The organism is Kitasatospora sp. NPDC005751 (assembly GCF_040630835.1).
Lineage (GTDB): Bacteria > Actinomycetota > Actinomycetes > Streptomycetales > Streptomycetaceae > Kitasatospora.
The window spans coordinates 126,535-145,742 of sequence record NZ_JBEXYC010000015.1; the positions used below are offsets into that span (position 1 = coordinate 126,535).

Here is a 19,208-nt window from a genome sequence, read left to right on the forward strand (position 1 = left end):
GGGGTCAGGACTTCTTGACCGGCGGCACACCGGTGGTCAGCGGACCGAGGCAGAGCACGTAGCGCTTCTTGTTCCAGCGCCGCCCGCTCTTGCCCGAGACGGTGCTGGTCGTTCCGACGGTCTGCCTGCAGCGGCTGGTGTCGGTGCTGTCGAACGTGGCCAGCACCTTGTAATTGGCCTTGCTGTCGGTGCACTTGACGATGTCGACACTGCGCGAGCCGCTGGCCTTGACGCAGTCGCCCGCCTTGGCGCTGCTGACGCTCGGGCCGCTGACGAAGTAGCCGACGACCAGCGCGGCGCCGCCGACCACGGCGACGCCGGCCTTCAGTTTGGCCTTGGTCCCGGTCTTGCGCGCCGGCTCGGCGGGCGGTTGCCCGTACGGGGGCTGCTGCCCGTACGGCGGCTGCTGGCCGTACGGGGCCTGGCCGCCGGGCGGCGGACCGTACGGGGGTTGCCCGTACCCGGGGGCGGCCGGGGCGGGCGGCGGCGCGGCCGGGTAGCCGTAGGCCGGCGGCTGTCCGTAGCCGGCGGGCGCCGGCTGGGGCGGGCCGTACTGCGGAGGCGGAGCACCGTACGGCGGTCCGCCCTGGGGCGGAACGCCCGGCCCGGGGGCCTGCGGATAGCCGTACTGGGGCGGCGGTCCGTACGGACCGGGCGGTGTGCTCATCAGGTTCTCCCCCGAGACAGAGTGCTGTCGCTCCGACAGATCTGACGTACCTTAGCGACTCACCCGGACGGGGCAGGTTCCGAGGGTGCGCGGTCTCAGGACACCCGGTCGCCGGGGAGCGGTCCGGTCCGCCGGGCCGCCCGCAGATAGCACACGGCGGCGAGCGCGTAGACCAGGGAGACTCCCACGACCACCCCGACCGAGCGGCCGGAGAGCGGCAGCACCAGCGCGGTCACCGTGGCGGCGGCCACGAAGGCGACGTTGAACAGCACGTCGTAGATGGCGAAGACGCGGCCGCGGTAGTCGTCCTCGACCGACTCCTGGACGACGGTGTCGGCGCAGATCTTGGTGCCCTGGGTGACCACGCCGAGCAGCAGCGCCGCGATCAGGCACGGCACCAGGGAGAAGCCCAGGCCGAGCGCGGGCACGAAGACCACCGGAGCCGCCAGGCAGAGCGTCATCCAGCCGCCCAGCCCGAGCCGGCGGGTGCACCACGGGCTGATCACCGCGGCGAGGAAGAAGCCGGCGGCGGAGAGACCGACCGCCTGGCCCAGGGTGACCAGTCCGGCGGCGCTGTCACCCGGGTCGTTGAAGGTGTAGCGCGCGAGCATCACCAGGACGACGATCAGCACGCCGTAGCAGAACCGGGCCGCGGTGACGGCGGCGAGGGCGTGCACCGCGGGCCGGCAGTCCCGGACCAGATGGGTGACGGCCGCGCCCAGGTCGCGGGCGGCCAGCACCAGCGCCCGGCCCAGCGGCGGGCGGTCGGTGCGGTGCTCGGGCCCCAGCAGGTCCCGGTCCATCCGGCGGGCCGCCAGCGCGGCCGACAGGTAGAGCAGCGCGGCGACGGTGACCAGCGCCGCGTCGGCCCTCGGCCCGGGGGTCAGCACCTGGTGCAGCAGGAAGCCCAGGCCTCCGCCGGAGGCCGCGGCGACCGTGCCCAGGGTGGGGGAGAGCGCGTTGGCGGTCACCAGCTGGTCCTGCGGGACGACCCGGGGCAGCGCCGCGGACAGGCCCGCCAGGATGAACCGGTTGAGCGCGGTGACCAGCAGCGCGGAGGCGAAGAACAGCGCGGTCGGGGCCTCGGCCAGGAGCAGGCCGCCGGTGACCAGGCCGAGCCCGAACCGGGCCAGGTTGCCGTAGAACAGCACCTGACGGCGGCGCCAGCGGTCCAGCAGCACGCCGGCGAACGGGCCGATCACGGAGAACGGCAGCAGCATCACGGCCAGCACCGAGGCGATGTCGGCGGGGGAGGACTGCTTCTCCGGGGAGAACACCACGTAGGCGGCGAGCGAGACCTGGAAGACGCCGTCGGAGAGCTGGGAGAGCACCCGGGCGGTCAGTAGTCGGCGGAAATCTCGCCCGCGGAGCAGGCCGAGGAGCGTGGCGCGGTGCGCGGTCTGGTCGGTGCTGCCGTTGTCCGTGATCGCCACCCGCCCAGACTGCCATGGAACCGGTCCGTGTTTCACGTGAAACATTCGCCGGAAAACGGTGAACGGGCCCACGGCGGACCGTGGACCCGTTCAGCGCGTGTCCTGTGCTCAGCGCCCGGAACCCGGGCGCCCGACGATCGGGATCGTCATCGAGCTCAGCGCTCGACCTCGCCCTTGATGAACTTCTCGACGTTCTCGCGGGCCTCGTCGTCGAAGTACTGGACCGGCGGGGACTTCATGAAGTACGAGGACGCGGAGAGGATCGGGCCGCCGATGCCGCGGTCCTTGGCGATCTTCGCGGCGCGCACGGCGTCGATGATGACACCGGCGGAGTTCGGGGAGTCCCAGACCTCGAGCTTGTACTCGAGGTTCAGCGGGACGTCGCCGAACGCGCGACCCTCAAGGCGGACGTAGGCCCACTTGCGGTCGTCGAGCCACGCCACGTAGTCGGACGGGCCGATGTGGACGTTGTTGGCGCCCAGCTCACGGTCCCGGATCTGCGAGGTGACGGCCTGCGTCTTCGAGATCTTCTTGGACTCCAGGCGCTCACGCTCGAGCATGTTCTTGAAGTCCATGTTGCCGCCGACGTTCAGCTGCATGGTGCGCTCGAGCACGACACCGCGGTCCTCGAACAGCTTGGCCATCACGCGGTGCGTGATGGTGGCGCCGACCTGGGACTTGATGTCGTCACCGACGATCGGCACGCCGGCCTCGGTGAACTTGTCCGCCCACTCCTTGGTGCCCGCGATGAACACCGGGAGGGCGTTCACGAAGGCGACCTTGGCGTCGATGGCGCACTGGGCGTAGAACTTCGCCGCGTGCTCCGAACCGACGGGCAGGTAGCAGACGAGAACGTCGACCTGCTGGTCCTTGAGGACCTGGACGACGTCGACCGGGGCCTCGTCGGACTCCTCGATGGTCTCCCGGTAGTACTTACCGAGGCCGTCGAGGGTGTGGCCGCGCTGGACGGTGACACCGGTCGGCGGCACGTCGCAGATCTTGATGGTGTTGTTCTCGCTGCTGCCGATGGCGTCGGCCAGGTCGAAGCCGACCTTCTTGGCGTCGACGTCGAAGGCGGCGACGAACTCCACGTCACGGACGTGGTACTCACCGAACTGGACGTGCATCAGGCCGGGGACCTTGCCGGCCGGGTCGGCGTCCTTGTAGTACTCGACACCCTGCACCAGCGACGCGGCGCAGTTGCCCACGCCCACGATGGCTACGCGAACCGAACCCATTCCGGTTGCTCCCTGTGATCTCATGAGGGCCGCCGGTGCTCGGCGGCGCTCGTCCTGCGTTTTCGATGAATGCCTGACGGGCGCGAGGCGCCCACTCCTACCGCGCGGCACAGGGCGGACGCGGTGTCAGCGCTCCTGGTCGGAGCGCCCCGGGCGGTCGTACGGTGGCCCGGGCGGATCCGGGGATCCGGCCTCCTGGCCACGGCCGTCCGAAGTCTTGTCGGATCCTGCGGTACTCGACCCGCCGGTGAGCGGTCCGGTCCGGCCACTGCGGTTGGCCCGCTCGGTCTCGATCAGCTCGTTGAGCCACCGGACCTCGCGCTCCACCGACTCCAGGCCGTGCCGCTGCAGCTCGACGGTGTAGTCGTCGAACCGCTCGCGGGCCCGGGCGAGCGAGTTGCGCATCCGTTCGAGGCGCTCCTCCAGCCGGCTGCGGCGACCCTCCAGGACGCGCATCCGCACGGCCCGGTCGGTCTGGCCGAAGAACGCGAAGTGGACGCCGAAGTGCTCGTCCTCCCACGCGTCGGGGCCGGAGTCGGCCAGCAGCTCCTCGAAGCGCTCCTTGCCCTCGGGGGAGAGCCGGTAGACGATCTTGGACCGCTTGCCGTTGAGCGCGGTGGCCGGGACGTACTCGTCGTCCGGGTTGTCCTCGACGAGGAAGCCCTGGGCCACCAGGCTCTTCAGACACGGATAGAGCGTTCCGTAGGAGAACGCGCGCAACGTTCCGAGCAGGACGTTGAGCCGCTTGCGCAGCTCGTACCCGTGCATCGGGGCGTCGTGGAGCAGGCCGAGAACGGCGAACTCCAGCACTCCTGAGCGCCTGCCCAATGCCGTCGTCCTCCTTCCTCCAGGCCGGGTCCTGGCCCGCCGTCTCCGGCGGTATGCCGTGCCGATGTATCGGCTCGATATATCGAGAACAGTAAACCTGGGTCCCCGGTCGAGCAAGGGGGGCACGCGTGAATGTGATCACAAGGCGACGCGCAGGTGTGCTTGGCAACGGGCATGTAATGATCTGCCGCCGTTTTGCGGGCATTGATACCTGATGCCCGATTAGGTGCGGTTCTCGGCTGCGTACGCTGTCGCGTGTGCACGAGGACCACCTCCGGGGTTAGGGCGGTTGCGGGCATCGGACGTGAACCCTGCCTTCAGGCTCGACCGCCTGGCGAGGAGTAGCTGGAACATGAGCGAACGACGGCGGAGGTCTGCCGACGGTGGCGGGCAGCCCCCGGGTGACAACGGCCGCCCGGGCGGCGCGGGACAGGACGGGCCCGGCCCGGACGGTCCCGGCCGCCGGCGTCCGGCGGGTGTCCGGGAGACCGCGCAGCAGCCCCGGATGACCCGGGCCGAGATGCGCAAGGCGGCCCAGAGGGGCGGCAAGCGCGCCGGCGGCGCGGCGGCGGCCGGTGCGGATGACCGCGGTGGCAAGCCCGGCAAGCCCGGCAAGAAACGGTTCATCGACTACCCGCGCTTCGGCAAGCAGGGCGTCCGCCGCTGGCTGCCGTCGTGGAAGCAGTGGCTCACCGGCTTCCTGGTCTTCTTCGCGACCTGCGTGGGCGGGGTCTGGTACGCCTACGCGTCCACCACCGTCCCGCAGATCCACGACCTGGTGAACGACCAGAACAACATCTACTACTGGGCCGACGGCTCGGAGATGGCCCGCAAGGGCGAGACCAACCGGCAGATCGTCGAGCTCGCCGACATCAGTCCCAACGTGCAGAACGCCGTCATCGCCGCGGAGAACGCCACCTTCCGCACCGACAGCGGCATCGACCCCGTGGGCATGATGCGCGCCGTGTACAACATGGCGACCGGCGGCGAGACCCAGGGCGCCTCGACGATCACCCAGCAGTACGTCAAGAACGCCTACCTGAGCCAGGACCAGACGCTCAGCCGCAAGGTGCGCGAGTTCTTCATCACCCTGAAGGTCAATCAGGAGACGGAGAAGAACGACATCCTGCGGGACTACCTGAACGTCAGCTGGTTCGGCCGCGGGGCCACCGGCATCCAGGCGGCCTCCCAGGCGTACTACGGCATCGACGCCAAGGACCTCGACATCTGCCAGAGCGCCATGCTGGCCGGTCTGCTCAAGGGCGCCGCACTGTACGACCCCACCATTGCGGCGAACAAGGACCGCGCCGTGGAGCGCTGGACCTGGATCCTGAACCGGATGGTCACCACCAAGAACGCCACGGCGGAGGAGCGGGCCAAGTGCACCGCGTTCCCCGAGCCGATCCCGCGCAAGCCGCCGACCAACATGAACGGCGAGATCAGCTACCTGGTCGACACCGCGAACAAGTTCATGATGTCCAAGGACCCGACGATCACCCAGCAGTCGATCGACAAGGGCGGCTACAAGATCTACACGACCTTCGAGAAGGACAAGGTCGACGCCCTCAAGAAGGCCGTGGACGACGTCAAGGGCGAGACGCTCAACGTCCAGAAGCGGCCCGAGAAGGACAACTTCGTCCAGTTCGGCGCGGCCAGCGTCCGCCCCGGCGACGGTGCGATCGTCGCCATATACGGCGGCGACGGCGTGGAGAACCAGCACTTCGACAACAACGCGGACGCCAAGGGCGTCCAGGTCGGCTCGACCTTCAAGCCCTTCGTGCTGGCCGCCGCGATGCAGGTCGGGGTGCAGACCGCGAAGGACGACAAGGGCCAGCCGAAGCGGATCAACGCCGACAGCCGCTACCTCTCGGACGACCTGTCCGAGATCCGCAAGCCGGACGGCTCGCTGGTGATCGGTGACGACGGCAAGCCGTACCGGCAGAAGAACGAGGACGCCGGCAAGCGCGGCTACGTCTCGCTGCGGGCGGCCATGCAGAACTCCTTCAACGTCCCGTTCGTCCAGCTCAACCAGGACGTCGGCGGCCAGAACGTGGCCAACATCGCCGAGGCGATGGGCGTGCGCAAGGAGAGCTTCGCCGACCCCAAGACCCCGACCTTCGCGCTCGGCACCTCCACCGTGAGCCCGATCCGGATGGCCGACGCGTACGCGACCCTGGCGGCCAGCGGCAAGCAGGCCGACCCCTACTCGGTGACCAAGGTCGAGGTGAAGGGCACGGCGCGGCCGGGCTTCAGCAAGCCCGAGCTCAAGCAGGCGCTGGAGCCGGCCGTCGCGGACAACGTCACCGACGTGCTGGTGAACGTGGCGAAGAACGGTACCGGCTCCAAGAGCAACGCGCTGGGCCGCCCGGTGGCCGGCAAGACCGGTACCACCGACGAGAACAAGTCGGCCTGGTGGGTCGGCTACACCCCGCAGCTGGCCACCAGCGTCGCGATGTGGCGCGAGGACCCGACCAAGCACGAGCGCCTGTCGCTCAACGGCACCGGCGGCAAGGACTCGGTGCACGGTGGTGACACCCCGACCGACATCTTCACCCGGTACATGAAGGCCGCCCTGGCCAACGAGAAGAAGATGGACTTCCCGACGCCGCAGCCGGTCGGCACCCAGGTGGACTCCTCCGGGGCGCCGAGCACGGCCTCGCCCTCTTCCTCGCCGACGATGACCGAGACCACGGCGCCCACCGCGCCGGACCCGGGCGCGCAGCAGCCGACGCAGCCCACCAACACCCAGCCGGCCTGTGTGCCCGGCGTGGACTGCCCGGGCACGGTGCCGACCCAGGCGCCGACCAAGACCCAGCCGCCGACCGGCGGTGGCGGCAACGGCGGTGGCGGATCCTCGCCCACCTGCCTCATCCCGGGGCTCTGCACCACCCCGCAGCCGACGTCGTCGACCGCGTCGACCGGGCCCGCGCCCAGCAGCACCAAGCCGACCAAGCCGACCATGTCGCCCAGTCCGACGGGTGGTGCCCAGCAGGGCGCGGCGGCGCCCTGACGCCCGGCGCCGAGCGGCGCGAGACGTGCGAACGGCGGTGGCGGACCTCCTCGGAGGTCCGCCACCGCCGTTCCGTCGTTCCCGGCCGGGGGGCGCGGCGCCGCCCTGCCCCGCCCTGCCCCGCCCTGCCTCGTCCCGCCGGTCCCCGCCCCGCCGGCACCGGCATTCTCGTCATTTGGCCATGAATCGCCGGATCGGCCCCGGGCCGCTCAGGGGGCCTCCTCGTCCAGCCGGGGGAGGTGCGGCAGGATGTCCGGCATGACGTCGAGCGATCGTGACGAACCCGTCGGCCACATCGGGCCCATCGAGGATTCCGGGCCGGCTCCGGCGGTGCCCGCGAAGGTCGCGCCGCCCGCCACGGTCGCCCCGCCCGCCAACACCGTGGTCGTCCCGGCGGACGAGGACCCGGTGGCCGCGGCCGGCAGCGAGGTGTTCGGCGGCCCGCCCGGCCGCCGCGCGCTGCTGGGCGTCTCCTGGTGGATCCCGGCGCGCTTCCTGGCGCTGGTGGTGATCGTGGTCTCGGTGCTGGGCATGGCGCAGAAGCTGCCCTGCTACGACGCCGCCTGGTTCCAGCCGGGGTCGCCGCAGTACATCCACGCCTGTTACAGCGACATCCCGCACCTGTTCTCCGGGCGCGGCTTCGCGGCCGGCCTGCACCCCTACGTGGACCGGATCCCGGGCACCTCGGGCGATCTGCAGTACCTGGAGTACCCGGTGCTGACCGGGTTCTTCATGCAGATCGCGGCCTGGCTGACGCCCGGCGGCGGCTCGAGCCAGCAGCAGGAGCAGTGGTTCTGGGCGATCAACGCGGGCCTGCTGATGGCCTGCGCGGTGGTCGCCGTGGTCGCGCTCTCCCGCACCCACCGGCGCCGTCCGTGGGACGCGCTGATGTTCGCGCTGGCGCCCTGCCTGCTGCTGAACGCCACCGTCAACTGGGACCTGCTGGCGGTCGCGCTGGCCGCCGTCGCGATGGCCTGGTGGTCCGGTTCGCGGCCGGTCTGGGCCGGTGTCTTCATCGGCCTGGCCACCGCCGCCAAGCTCTACCCGCTGCTGCTGATCGGTCCGCTGCTGCTGCTCTGCTGGCGGGCCGGGCGCTGGCGCGAGTTCCGGGCGATGCTCGGCGGCGCGGTCGGTGCCTGGCTGCTGGTCAACCTGCCGATCATGCTCGCCAACTGGCGGGGCTGGTCGACCTTCTACGTCTTCAGCGAGCACCGCACCGAGGACTACGGCTCGTTCTGGCTGATCCTGATGCAGAGCCGCGGCGTCGGCCTGGCCAACCTCGACCTCTTCATCGGCATCCTGATGGTGCTCGCCTGCCTGGGGATCGCCTGGCTGGCCCTCTCGGCGCCCCGCCGCCCGCGCTTCGCCCAGCTGGCCTTCCTGGTGGTGGCCGCGTTCATCCTGGTCAACAAGGTCTACTCGCCGCAGTACGCGCTCTGGCTGCTGCCGCTGGCGGTGCTGGCCCGGCCGCGCTGGCGGGACTTCCTGATCTGGCAGGCCTGCGAGGTGCTCTACACCCTGGGCATCTGGTCCCACCTGGGCTTCGTCACCGGGCCCAAGCAGCACGGGATCGGCGAGTCCTGGTACCACTTCGCCATCGTGCTGCACCTGCTCGGCACGCTGTACCTGTGCGGCATGGTCATCCGCGACATCCTGCTGCCCGACCGCGACCCGGTGCGCTGGGACGGCACCGACGACCCGTCCGGCGGGGTGCTCGACCACGCCCCGGACGTCTTCGTGGTCGGCACCGCCCGACAGCTGCGGGAGGCGGCGAGCTACGCCGGCTACGCGCCGGCCGGCCCCGAGCTGTGGCTCGACGACGAGCCGCACGCGCCGGAGACCGCCGGCAGCGCCAAGCCGTAGGGCGGGCCGGGAGCCCGTCCGCCCGGACGGGCTCCCGGCCGCGTGCTCTAGCGGTCCACCACACGGTCGAAGTGCGTGGTGGTGTGCCGGACCTGAAGGACGAGTTCGTCGCCGACCACCGGCGGCTTGGTCTCGTTGTCCAGCAGGAGCAGCGAGACCTGCATGTGCGGCGGCTCGGCGAACCAGAGCTGCTTGCCGGCCCAGTTGAACGGCGACTTGGTCTTGTTGACCGTCGCCAGACCGGCCCGGGCGATGCCCTTGGCCCGCGAGGACATGCCCTGGACGTACTTGGGCGCCTCCAGGCCGATGCCGTGCGCGGTGCCGCCGGCGACCACCAGCAGGTGGCCGTCGGTGGGCGCCGGGTGCTGGCGGTAGCCGTAGCGGTCGCCCTTCGCGACCGGGGTGACGTCCAGCACCGTGGCCCGGACCTCCAGCGCACCGTGGTCGCCCAGCCAGAGCCGGGTGCCGATCCGGGCGCGGAAGACGGTGCCGGGGTAGCGCTGGGCCAGCTTCTCCATGCCGGCCGCGCCGAGGTGGCTGACGAACACGGTGTGCACGGGGATGCCGGCCGCCCGGGCGGTGTCCACCCAGTGGGCGACCTCGTCCACCGGGTCGGAGCCGTCCGGCCGGTCCATCGGCAGGTGCAGCGCCAGGCCCTCGAAGGAGACGCCGTCCAGCTCGGCGGCGACCGCCGGCAGGTCGGCCGCGCTCACCCCGTGCCGGCGCATGGTGGTCATGCACTCCACCACCACCCGGGCGCCGTGCAGCGCGCGCAGCCCGTCCAGGCTCGCCACCGTCCGGATCACCCGGGCGTGCGGCAGCGGCAGCACCTCCTCGCCGACCCGGTACGGGGTGAGCACCAGCAGCTCGCCGCCGTACCAGTCGGCCGCGTCGGCCGCCTCGTAGGCGGTGCCGACGGCCATCACGCCGGTGCCGAGCAGGGTCGCCTCCTCGGCGAGCCGGTGGTTGCCCAGGCCGTAGCCGTTGCCCTTCGCCACCGGCACCAGGCCGGGGAACTCGGCCAGGACGGAGCGCTGGTGGGTGCGCCAGCGTTCGGTGTCGAGGTAGAGCGACAGCGTCATCGGGTCATCTCCCAGGGGGTGTTGGGCACGGCGGGCAAGCGGCTCAGCGGCGCGACATGTAGAGGTCGAGCGCCTTGTGCAGCAGCTTGTTGAGCGGGAAGTCCCACTCGCCGAGGTACTCGGCGGCCTGGCCGCCGGTGCCGACCTTGAACTGGATCAGGCCGAACAGGTGGTCGTTCTCGTCCAGCGTGTCGCTGATGCCGCGCAGGTCGTACACCCCGCCGCCGAGCGCGTACGAGTCGCGCATCATCCGCCACTGGATCGCGTTGGACGGCTTGACCTCGCGCTTGTGGTTGGCCGAGGCACCGTAGGAGTACCAGACGTGCTCACCGACCACGAGCATCGTGGTCGCGGCCAGCGGCTCGCCCTCGTGGTAGGCGATGTAGAGCCGCATGCGGTTCGGGTCCTCGGAGGTGAGGGCCTTCCACATGCGCTGGAAGTAGGCCAGCGGGCGTGGGGTGAAGCGGTCGCGCTCGGCGGTCACCAGGTACAGCTGGTGGAAGATCGGCAGCTCGTCGTAGCCGCCCTGGACCACCTCGACGCCGCTCTTCTCGGCCTTCTTGATGTTCCGGCGCCAGAGCTGGTTGAAGCCCTTCTGGATGTCGTCCAGCGAGCGGTTGGCCAGCGGCACCTGGAAGACGTAGCGCGGCTGGACGTCGCCGAAGCCGGCGCCGCCGTCCTCGCCCTGCAGCCAGCCGGCCTTGCGGAGCCGGTCGGCCACCTCGAAGGCGCGCGGCTCGTACCAGTCGGCCTCGATGTCGCGCAGGCGCTTGGCCTGCTTGGCGGCGATGGCCTCCTTGATGGTCGGCGCGTTCCACCGGCGGATCACCACCGGCGGGCCCATCTTCACCGAGAAGGCGCCCTGCGACTTGAGGTGCGCCAGCATCGGGGAGAGCCAGCGCTCGATGTCGCGGTCGAACCAGTCGATCACCGGGCCCTCGGGCAGGTACGCCAGGTAGCGCTTGACCTTCGGCAGCTGGCGGTAGAGCACCAGCCCGGCGCCGACGATCTGGTTGGACTCGTCGATCCAGCCGATGGACTCCGAACGCCACTCCGCCTTCACGTCGCCCCAGGACGGCACCTGCATGTGGCTGGCAGAGGCGCGGCTCCTGATGAAGGCGAGGTGCTCCTCGCGGGTGATCGTCCTCAGGCGCAGGCTCATGCTCGGTGCTCCTCGTCGGTCGGGCTGCGGGCGGCCCCAGGTTCTCGGGCTGACCCTATCGTCCGGGGCACCGGCGCCCACGGCTGCGGGCGTGGCGGCGCCCCCGTCACCTACCTGTCTCACTGATGAGGTACGTGACGGGGGCGCCGAGAGTTCCGGCGGCGCCGGAGGGGTCGGGGTGGTCTGGGCCGGTCTGGGCCGGTCGGGGCAGGTCGGGACGATCGGTGCGGTTCGCGGGGCTAGCCCCAGAGGCCGCCGTGGGCCACGCCCAGGTAGAAGCCGAAGGCCGAGGCGGTGAGGCTGATGACCAGGACGAAGCGCTCGGCCGTGGTGACGGAGACGAACTGCCCCCAGAGGCCGGTGACGATGCCGAGGAGTCCGGTCCACGAGCTCAGCAGATGGAGGTTGTGGAAGAACGACGTCGTGAAGGCCAGCACGCCCAACAGCAGGGTGATGCCGACCAGGGTGTTCTCGCGGGGGTGCCGGTTGCCGTCGGTGTTCAGGGTGAGGGCGGGGAACCGGTGGAAGGTCTGGGCCATGTGTCCCACCTCCTGGCGGAGAGACGAACGAGCAGGAAACCCGTTCCGTCCAGATTGCGGTGGTTGGGGCGCGGATCACAACCCCTATGCATTTTGTTCGGCCGTCCGGGTGCGGGTAGGCTGTGCCGTCTGCACTGGTGTAGTTGTGCCCCCTTGCGCCCTCTTCCGGGTGGACGGGGGTCGAGTGTCGGACCGGACCACTACGGTGGGCCGGTGTCGTCACTGACTCCGGTGCCGACGCTGCACAACCCTCCTGCCACGGAGAGACCGTGGCCGCTGAGTCCAAAGGAGGTGGGTTACACATGCGTCACTACGAGCTGATGGTCATCCTCGACCCCTCGGTCGAGGAGCGCGCTGTCTCCCCCCTGATCGAGAACTTCCTCACTGTCGTCCGCAACGGCGGCGGCAAGGTGGAGAAGGTCGACACCTGGGGTCGTCGCCGTCTGGCTTACGAGATCAACAAGCAGTCCGAGGGCATCTACTCGGTCATCGACCTCAAGGCCACGCCTGAGGTCGTCAAGGAGCTCGACCGCCAGCTTGGCCTGAGCGAGTCGGTTCTGCGGACCAAGGTCCTGCGCCCGGACACCCACTGAGCCACCTCTGAGGCCCTCGGGCCTCGGGTAGCTCGCGTCCGCTGTTTCACGTGAAACAGCGGTGAACGGAACTCTTCCGGAGAGGTCATCACCACCATGGCAGGCGAGACCGTCATCACCCTCGTCGGCAATCTCGTCGACGACCCCGAGCTGCGCTTCACCCCGTCGGGTGCGGCGGTCGCGAAGTTCCGCATCGCGTCCACTCCCCGCACCTTCGACCGTCAGACGAACGAGTGGAAGGACGGCGAGAGCCTCTTCCTCACGTGCAACGTCTGGCGGCAGCCGGCGGAGAACGTCGCCGAGTCGCTGCAGCGCGGCATGCGCGTCATCGTGCAGGGCCGACTGCGCCAGCGGTCTTACGAGACCAAGGAAGGCGAGAAGCGGACGGTCTTCGAGGTCGAGGTCGACGAGGTGGGCCCGAGCCTGCGTTCGGCGACCGCGAAGGTCACCCGGGCCAACCGGTCCGGCGCTCCCGGCGGCGGCGGCTTCGGCGGCGGCCAGCAGGGCGGCGGCGGCCAGGGCGGCGGTAACTGGGGCGGCGGTGGCGGCCAGCAGGGCGGCAACTGGGGTGGAAACTCCGGTGGCCAGTCCGGCCCGTCCGACGACCCGTGGGCGTCCAGCGCTCCCTCTGGTGGCAACAGCAACCAGAGTGGCGGCAGCTGGGGCGCTCCGTCCGGTGGCGGCTTCTCGGAAGAGCCCCCGTTCTAAGAGCTGACAGATTTCGTGCGGCCCGGCGCCGGCGTCGTGAGACGCCTGCCGGGCCGTGAACCCCAAATGGAGCACACAATGGCGAAGCCGCCTGCTCGCAAGCCGAAGAAGAAGGTTTGCGTCTTCTGCAAGGACAAGGTCAACTACGTTGACTACAAGGACACGAACCTGCTGCGGAAGTTCATCTCCGACCGCGGCAAGATCCGTGCCCGCCGGGTGACCGGCAACTGCACCCAGCACCAGCGTGACGTCGCCACGGCCGTGAAGAACAGCCGTGAGATGGCGCTGCTGCCCTACACCAGCACCGCGCGCTAAGAGAGGGTGACCAAGTAATGAAGATCATCCTCACGCACGAGGTGCCGGGTCTCGGCTCCGCCGGCGAGGTCGTCGAGGTCAAGGACGGCTACGCCCGCAACTACCTGGTCCCGCGTGGCTTCGCCATCCGCTGGACCAAGGGCGGCCAGAAGGACGTCGACGCCATCCGTCGCGCCCGCAAGATCCACGAGATCCAGACCCTTGAGGCCGCCAACGAGGTCAAGGGCAAGCTCGAAGGCGTCCAGGTCAAGCTGGCCGTTCGCTCGGGCGAGGCCGGCCGTCTGTTCGGTTCGGTGACCCAGGCCGACGTCGTGGAGGCCATCAAGGCCGCCGGCGGCCCGGCCGTGGACAAGCGCGCCGTCGCGATCGCCTCGCCGATCAAGACCGTGGGCACCCACAAGGTCTCGGTCAAGCTGCACTCCGACGTCCAGGCCAACCTCGACGTCGCCGTCGTCGCTGCCTGAGCTCCGTAGCTGTGGCCCGAGGGCCGGTCACCCCTTCGGGGGGTGGCCGGCCCTCGGTCGTTCCCGGGGCCCGGCGCCGCACCGGGGCCCGGGCTCAGGCCCGCACCGGGGCCCGGGCTCAGGCCCGCACCGGGGCCCTGGCTCAGGCCCGCACCGCGCCGGTGACCAGCCACTTGCCGCTCAGGGCTCGCCGGGCCAGGAACGCCGCGCGGACCAGCATGAACAGGTTCATCGCCCACCAGAGCCCGGCCAGTCCGGCGCCGAGGGCCGGCACCGCGAGGGCCACCGGGGCGAAGACCGCCAGCGTGGCCAGCATGGCCCAGGCCAGGTACGGGCCGTCGCCGGCGCCCATCAGCACCCCGTCCAGGACGTAGACCAGGCCGGAGACCGGCTGGCAGAGGGCGAGCAGCAGCAGCACGGTGTTCAGCTGGGCCTGCACCGCCGGGTCGGGCGTGAACAGCGGGACGTACAGCGGCCGGGCCGCCACCACCAGCAGGCCGAGCAGCAGTCCGGAGCCGATGCCCCACTCGATCATCCGCCGGGTGGCCGCCCGCGCCCCGGCGACGTCCGCGGCGCCCAGGTGGCGGCCGATGATCGCCTGCCCGGCGATGGCGATGGCGTCCAGGGCGAAGGCGATGAAGAGGAAGACCGTCATGGCGACCTGGTGCGCGGCTATCGCGTCGTCGCCGAGCCCGGCGGCGACCGCGGTGGCGATCATCAGGATGGCGCGCAGGCTCAGCGTGCGGACCATCAGCGGTCCGCCGGCCCGGGCGCAGGCCCGGATGCCCGCCGCGTCCGGCCGCAGCGAGGCGCGCTCCCGGCGGGCCCCGCGGACCACCACGACCAGGTAGGCGGCGGCCATCCCGGTCTGGGCCAGCACGGTGCCCCAGGCGGAGCCGGCCACCCCCAGCCCGGCGCCGTACACCAGGCCGACGTTCAGGCCGATGTTGGCGGCGAAGCCCGCGACCGCCACCAGCAGCGGGGTGCGGGTGTCCTGGAGGCCGCGCAGCACGCCCGTGGCGGCCATCACCATCAGCATCGCGGGGATGCCGAGCGCGCTGATCCGCAGATACGTCACGGCGTAGGGCGCGGCGGTGGCCGAGGCGCCCAGCAGGTCGGCCGCCCAGGGCGCCAGCAGCACGGCCAGGGCGACCACGCCGAGCGACAGCGCGAGGGCGAGCCAGATGCCGTCGATGCCCTGCTGGATGGCGGCCCGGCGGTCGCCGGCGCCGATCCGGCGGGCGACCGCGGCGGTGGTGGCGTAGGCGAGGAAGACGAAGACCCCGGTGGCGGTGGTGAGCGCGGCCGAGGCGACACCCACACCGGCCAGCTGGGGGGTGCCGAGGTGGCCCACGATGGCCGAGTCGGCCAGCAGGAACAGCGGCTCGGCGACCAGGGCGCCGAAGGCCGGGACGGCCAGGGCGAGGATCTCCCTGTCGTGCCGGCGGCGGTCGGTGGTGGGGGCGGTCATGGGGTCAAGGCTACTCATCCACAGGTAATGACCGCCAGCCGGTTTGGAGTGTTACTCGAAATCCTGGGCGACGAGTCCGCGGTGCTGTGTGTCCACGGCCACTCGGCTGCGTGTGAAGAATTTCTCATGCACAGCCCTCGAACGAGGTAATCCCAGGTCATCAGGTTGACAGCGGATCGATGGTCCGGTTATCCACAGGGCTTTCCACAGGGGCGTCCACAGGTTTGCGGTACTTCTCCACAGCCTCCGGCCGCTCGTCCACACCCCCTGTGGATAACCGCCTTGGCTGAAGGGCTTCCGGCGCCTTAGCGTGGGCTCTCCGCCCGACACTCCCACCCGCCCCGGCGTCCGATTTGTCGGTGCGGTGGAGGTAGAAAGAGGGGCGCGGCTCCGCTCCACCCAGCCACCGGCAAGGCCCGCTCCAACTCGCACCACTCGCTGATCGGGGAACACGCGTGACCGGCCCCCAGTACGACGACCACGACGCCCCGCCGCCGGAGGAGGACTGGCAGACCGCGGACGACCCGTTCCCGGTCGGTGCCTTCGCCGACGCTCCCTTCCCGGACGGTCCCGGCGACCGGCTGCCGGTCGCGCGCGGGCGCGGTTCGGGCTCCGGCTCCGGTTCCGGCGGCTTCCAGAAGGGCGGCAAGGGCTCGGGCGGCTTCCAGCGCGACGGCGGCAAGCGGCGCCAGGACGACGAGGACGAGCGCTCCGCGGCCGACGGCTTCGAGCGGGTGCCCCCGCAGGACCTCGCCGCCGAGCAGTCCGTCCTCGGCGGCATGCTGCTGTCCAAGGACGCCATCGCCGACGTGGTCGAGGTGCTGAAGCCGGCCGACTACTACCGGCCCGCGCACGAGCTGATCCACGGCGCCATCCTCGACCTCTACGCCCGCGGGGAGCCGGCCGACCCGATCACCGTGGCCGGCGAGCTGACCAAGCGCGGCGAGCTCGTCCGGGTCGGCGGCCCCGGCTACCTGCACACCCTGGTCAACTCCGTCCCGACCGCCGCCAACGCCGAGTACTACGCCGAGATCGTCCACGAGCGGGCGGTGCTGCGCCGGCTGGTCGAGGCCGGCACCCGGATCGCGGGCATGGGCTACGCCGCCGAGGGCGACGTCGACGAGATCGTCAACGCGGCCCAGGCGGAGATCTACGCCGTCACCGAGCAGCGGACCAACGAGGACTACGCGCCGCTCTCCGACATCATGGAGGGCGCCCTCGACGAGATCGAGGCGATCGGCTCCCGCAACGGCCAGATGTCCGGCGTCCCGACCGGCTTCGCCGACTTCGACCAGCTCACCAACGGCCTGCACCCCGGCCAGATGATCGTCATCGCGGCCCGTCCGGCCATGGGTAAGGCCCTGGCGCTGGACACGCCGCTGCCGACCCCGGACGGCTGGACCACCATGGGAGAGGTCCGGACGGGTGACCTCCTCCTCGATGCCGCGGGGCTGCCGACGCGGGTGGTCGCCGCCACCGAGGTCATGACGGGCCGCCCGTGCTTCGAGGTGGTGTTCGACGACGGTACCTCCGTGATCGCCGACGCCGACCACCAGTGGCTGACCGAGACCCGGGCCTCCCGCAGGTCGGCACGGGCCGCGCGGGCGGAGGTCAGGACGACCAAGGAGATCGCCGCGACGGTTCGCTGCCTTACGGCGGACCGCCGTGCCAACCACTCCGTCCGCAACACCGCGGCACTGGACCTTCCGGAGCGTGACCTGCCCGTACCGCCGTACACGCTGGGGGCCTGGCTGGGTGACGGCCACAGCGACGCCGCGAGGATCACCTCGGCCGACCCGGAGATCATCCGCCGCATCGAGGAGGAGGGCTTCGAGGCACGGCAGGTGGGCGGCACGTCGCTGACCTACGCGCTGAGGTTCGCGGTGGCGCGGCCGGTGGCCGCCGAGCGGGTCTGCGTCGTCTGCGGCGCCGCCTTCATGCCCAAGCTCGCCCAGGTGCGGACCTGCGGAAGGTCGTGCGGCGGGCGGGCGCGGCTGGTCTCGGCGCCCGTTCCGGCACCCACCTGCGTGGACTGTGGCCGGGCGTGCGTCTCGGGCGCCGCCGAACCGCGGTGCTCGGGCTGCACCCGGAGCCACGGCAGCCTGCTCGTGGCGCTACGGGGCCTCGGGGTCCTGGGCGACAAGCACATCCCCGCGGAGTACCTGCGTGGTTCCATCGCCCAGCGCCGGGCGCTGCTGGCCGGGCTCCTCGACACGGACGGAACGGTCAACCGAACGGGCTCGGTGCAGTTCGCCGTCACCAACCGGGTACTGGCCGAGAGCTTCCGGGAACTCGTGGTCGGCCTCGGCTACCGCTGCGGGGTGGCCACCAAGCGGGTCAAGGGGCGCTCCGAGGACTCGTCCACGGCCTACATCGTCACCTTCACGCCGGAGGACGAGGTCTTCGGGCTGGAGCGGAAGCGGATCACGCACTCCGACCGCAGGCGCCCCGGTACGGCGCGGCTGAGGCAGCGCTTCATCGTCGAGGTGCGCGAGACGGACAGCGTCCCCGTCCGGTGCGTCGAGGTCGACAACCCGGACCACCTGTACCTGGCGACCCGGGCCATGGTGCCGACGCACAACTCCACCCTGGCGCTGGACTTCGCGCGGGCCTGCTCGATCCAGCACAAGTTGCCGAGCGTGATCTTCTCGCTCGAAATGGGGCGCAACGAGATCGCCATGCGTCTGCTCTCGGCGGAGGCCCGGGTGGCGCTGCACCACATGCGCTCGGGGAACATGACGGACGACGACTGGACGCGGGTCGCCCGGCGGATGCCGGACGTCAGTGAGGCGCCGCTGTTCATCGACGACTCGCCGAACCTGTCGATGATGGAGATCCGCGCCAAGTGCCGCCGGCTCAAGCAGCGCAACGACATCAAGCTGGTCGTCATCGACTACCTCCAGCTGATGCAGTCCGGCGGCTCCCGCCGGGCCGAGAACCGCCAGCAGGAGGTCTCGGACATGTCGCGAAACCTCAAGCTGCTGGCCAAGGAGCTGGAGGTGCCGGTGATCGCGCTCTCCCAGCTGAACCGTGGTCCCGAACAGCGCACCGACAAGCGGCCGATGGTCTCGGACCTGCGTGAGTCCGGCTCGATCGAGCAGGACGCCGACATGGTCATCCTGCTCCACCGCGAGGACGCCTACGAGAAGGAGTCCCCGCGCGCCGGCGAGGCCGACCTGATCGTCGCCAAGCACCGTAACGGTCCGACCGCCACCATCACGGTGGCCTTCCAGGGCCACTACTCGCGCTTCGTCGACATGACGCGGGACTGACCGCGCCGTGTAGGGTCTCAAATTTCGTGTCGGAATCTCATGGTCGGTGTCGGATCGAAGTCGGATCCGACACCAGGCTGAGATTCGCAGGTCGCTGCCGTACCTCGTTCGAGTGAGTGTTGCCGGTGTGCTCCCGTCAGCGTGTTGGGCGGGAGCATCGTGCTGCCGAGGGGCAACTCCAACTCGGGAGTGGGGATGGAAGCGACTGTCAGCTTTCGTGGGCGCGGTAGCGGGATTGAGGAGTGTTCCTGGGCGTCCGTCGCACCGGCGTCGCTGCAGACGGCTCATCCGTGGCGGACGTTCCGCTGGTACAGGAACCAGAAGCACTACTCGGGCACCTACTGGTCGGCGACGATGGGCGATCACGTGATCTACGAGTCACGGCTTGAGTTGTCGCGTCTGCTCTTCGCCGATTTTGATCCGTCCGTACGCGCCATCGTGGCCCAGCCCTTTCTGCTGCAGACGGTGCTAGGACATGTCGTCAAAGTGATCTTGGATAGTGGATCATGGTGTGGTGATACGTCGCCATGAGCTGTCCGATGCCGAGTGGGAGTTGGTCGAGC

General features: G+C 70.6%; 16 protein-coding genes. 8 read left to right on the forward strand and 8 right to left on the reverse strand.

What is annotated here, in order from left to right:
- Nucleotides 1-4: 4 nt before the first annotated feature.
- From ABZ497_RS17225 to ABZ497_RS17240, 4 genes are all read right to left on the reverse strand, one after another.
- Nucleotides 5-667: a hypothetical protein gene (locus ABZ497_RS17225; RefSeq protein WP_352288546.1), complete on the reverse strand. Its 663-nt coding sequence runs from the start codon at nt 665-667 to the stop codon at nt 5-7.
- A 95-nt stretch (nt 668-762) separates the two neighbouring features.
- The gene (locus ABZ497_RS17230) at nt 763-2,100 is read right to left on the reverse strand and encodes an MFS transporter (protein WP_359805949.1); all 1,338 of its coding nucleotides are present in this window, start codon (nt 2,098-2,100) and stop codon (nt 763-765) included.
- A 155-nt stretch (nt 2,101-2,255) separates the two neighbouring features.
- Complete coding sequence (locus ABZ497_RS17235) at nt 2,256-3,338, reverse strand: inositol-3-phosphate synthase (protein ID WP_329488781.1); 1,083 nt, start codon at nt 3,336-3,338, stop codon at nt 2,256-2,258.
- A 126-nt stretch (nt 3,339-3,464) separates the two neighbouring features.
- The gene (locus ABZ497_RS17240; RefSeq protein WP_359805952.1) at nt 3,465-4,166 is read right to left on the reverse strand and encodes a helix-turn-helix transcriptional regulator; all 702 of its coding nucleotides are present in this window, start codon (nt 4,164-4,166) and stop codon (nt 3,465-3,467) included.
- A 352-nt stretch (nt 4,167-4,518) separates the two neighbouring features.
- On the opposite strand from ABZ497_RS17240, the gene ABZ497_RS17245 reads away from it, so the two are divergent.
- The gene (locus tag ABZ497_RS17245) at nt 4,519-7,176 is read left to right on the forward strand and encodes a transglycosylase domain-containing protein (protein WP_359805954.1); all 2,658 of its coding nucleotides are present in this window, start codon (nt 4,519-4,521) and stop codon (nt 7,174-7,176) included.
- A gap of 258 nt (nt 7,177-7,434) precedes the next feature.
- A complete protein-coding gene (locus ABZ497_RS17250; RefSeq protein ID WP_359805957.1) occupies nt 7,435-9,039 on the forward strand; it encodes a glycosyltransferase 87 family protein in 1,605 nt (534 codons plus the stop codon).
- Between the two features lie 47 nt (nt 9,040-9,086).
- On the opposite strand, the gene ABZ497_RS17255 is transcribed toward ABZ497_RS17250, so the two are convergent.
- From ABZ497_RS17255 to ABZ497_RS17265, 3 genes are all read right to left on the reverse strand, one after another.
- Nucleotides 9,087-10,121: an alanine racemase gene (locus ABZ497_RS17255; protein WP_329488777.1), complete on the reverse strand. Its 1,035-nt coding sequence runs from the start codon at nt 10,119-10,121 to the stop codon at nt 9,087-9,089.
- 43 nt (nt 10,122-10,164) lie between these two features.
- Nucleotides 10,165-11,283, reverse strand: a complete 1,119-nt coding sequence (locus ABZ497_RS17260) for a peptidoglycan bridge formation glycyltransferase FemA/FemB family protein (RefSeq protein WP_329488776.1) — start codon at nt 11,281-11,283, stop codon at nt 10,165-10,167.
- A gap of 239 nt (nt 11,284-11,522) precedes the next feature.
- Nucleotides 11,523-11,822, reverse strand: a complete 300-nt coding sequence (locus tag ABZ497_RS17265; protein WP_352288535.1) for a hypothetical protein — start codon at nt 11,820-11,822, stop codon at nt 11,523-11,525.
- Nucleotides 11,823-12,124: 302 nt separating this feature from the next.
- Between ABZ497_RS17265 and rpsF the strand changes: the two genes are divergently transcribed.
- The 4 genes from rpsF to rplI all read left to right on the forward strand — a co-directional run bounded on the left by rpsF (nt 12,125) and on the right by rplI (nt 13,902).
- On the forward strand, nt 12,125-12,415 hold the full coding sequence (rpsF, locus tag ABZ497_RS17270; RefSeq protein ID WP_329488774.1) for a 30S ribosomal protein S6: 291 nt from the start codon (nt 12,125-12,127) through the stop codon (nt 12,413-12,415).
- A 96-nt stretch (nt 12,416-12,511) separates the two neighbouring features.
- Nucleotides 12,512-13,123, forward strand: a complete 612-nt coding sequence (locus tag ABZ497_RS17275; RefSeq protein ID WP_329488773.1) for a single-stranded DNA-binding protein — start codon at nt 12,512-12,514, stop codon at nt 13,121-13,123.
- A 78-nt stretch (nt 13,124-13,201) separates the two neighbouring features.
- On the forward strand, nt 13,202-13,438 hold the full coding sequence (rpsR, locus tag ABZ497_RS17280) for a 30S ribosomal protein S18 (RefSeq protein WP_030304537.1): 237 nt from the start codon (nt 13,202-13,204) through the stop codon (nt 13,436-13,438).
- A gap of 17 nt (nt 13,439-13,455) precedes the next feature.
- A complete protein-coding gene (gene rplI, locus ABZ497_RS17285; RefSeq protein WP_329488772.1) occupies nt 13,456-13,902 on the forward strand; it encodes a 50S ribosomal protein L9 in 447 nt (148 codons plus the stop codon).
- A 142-nt stretch (nt 13,903-14,044) separates the two neighbouring features.
- Here the strand turns inward: rplI and ABZ497_RS17290 are convergent, their stop codons facing one another.
- Nucleotides 14,045-15,373, reverse strand: a complete 1,329-nt coding sequence (locus ABZ497_RS17290) for an MATE family efflux transporter (RefSeq protein WP_359805962.1) — start codon at nt 15,371-15,373, stop codon at nt 14,045-14,047.
- 581 nt (nt 15,374-15,954) lie between these two features.
- Here ABZ497_RS17290 and dnaB point away from each other — a divergent pair.
- Nucleotides 15,955-18,645, forward strand: a complete 2,691-nt coding sequence (dnaB, locus tag ABZ497_RS17295) for a replicative DNA helicase (RefSeq protein ID WP_359805979.1) — start codon at nt 15,955-15,957, stop codon at nt 18,643-18,645.
- A gap of 195 nt (nt 18,646-18,840) precedes the next feature.
- Nucleotides 18,841-19,176 carry a hypothetical protein gene (locus tag ABZ497_RS17300; protein ID WP_359805965.1) on the forward strand — a complete coding sequence of 112 codons (336 nt, stop codon included), beginning with the start codon at nt 18,841-18,843 and terminating at the stop codon, nt 19,174-19,176.
- Nucleotides 19,177-19,208 lie beyond the last annotated feature (32 nt).

Coding starts and splice junctions, on each gene's coding strand:
- ABZ497_RS17275 (WP_329488773.1), top strand. CDS start 12,512: ATGGCAGGCGAGACCGTCATCACCCTCGTCGGCAATCTCGTCGACGAC.
- ABZ497_RS17255 (WP_329488777.1), bottom strand. CDS start 10,121: ATGACGCTGTCGCTCTACCTCGACACCGAACGCTGGCGCACCCACCAG.
- rplI (WP_329488772.1), top strand. CDS start 13,456: ATGAAGATCATCCTCACGCACGAGGTGCCGGGTCTCGGCTCCGCCGGC.
- ABZ497_RS17260 (WP_329488776.1), bottom strand. CDS start 11,283: ATGAGCCTGCGCCTGAGGACGATCACCCGCGAGGAGCACCTCGCCTTC.
- ABZ497_RS17245 (WP_359805954.1), top strand. CDS start 4,519: ATGAGCGAACGACGGCGGAGGTCTGCCGACGGTGGCGGGCAGCCCCCG.
- ABZ497_RS17250 (WP_359805957.1), top strand. CDS start 7,435: ATGACGTCGAGCGATCGTGACGAACCCGTCGGCCACATCGGGCCCATC.
- ABZ497_RS17265 (WP_352288535.1), bottom strand. CDS start 11,822: ATGGCCCAGACCTTCCACCGGTTCCCCGCCCTCACCCTGAACACCGAC.
- rpsF (WP_329488774.1), top strand. CDS start 12,125: ATGCGTCACTACGAGCTGATGGTCATCCTCGACCCCTCGGTCGAGGAG.
- ABZ497_RS17235 (WP_329488781.1), bottom strand. CDS start 3,338: ATGGGTTCGGTTCGCGTAGCCATCGTGGGCGTGGGCAACTGCGCCGCG.
- ABZ497_RS17300 (WP_359805965.1), top strand. CDS start 18,841: ATGGAAGCGACTGTCAGCTTTCGTGGGCGCGGTAGCGGGATTGAGGAG.
- ABZ497_RS17225 (WP_352288546.1), bottom strand. CDS start 667: ATGAGCACACCGCCCGGTCCGTACGGACCGCCGCCCCAGTACGGCTAT.
- ABZ497_RS17290 (WP_359805962.1), bottom strand. CDS start 15,373: ATGACCGCCCCCACCACCGACCGCCGCCGGCACGACAGGGAGATCCTC.
- rpsR (WP_030304537.1), top strand. CDS start 13,202: ATGGCGAAGCCGCCTGCTCGCAAGCCGAAGAAGAAGGTTTGCGTCTTC.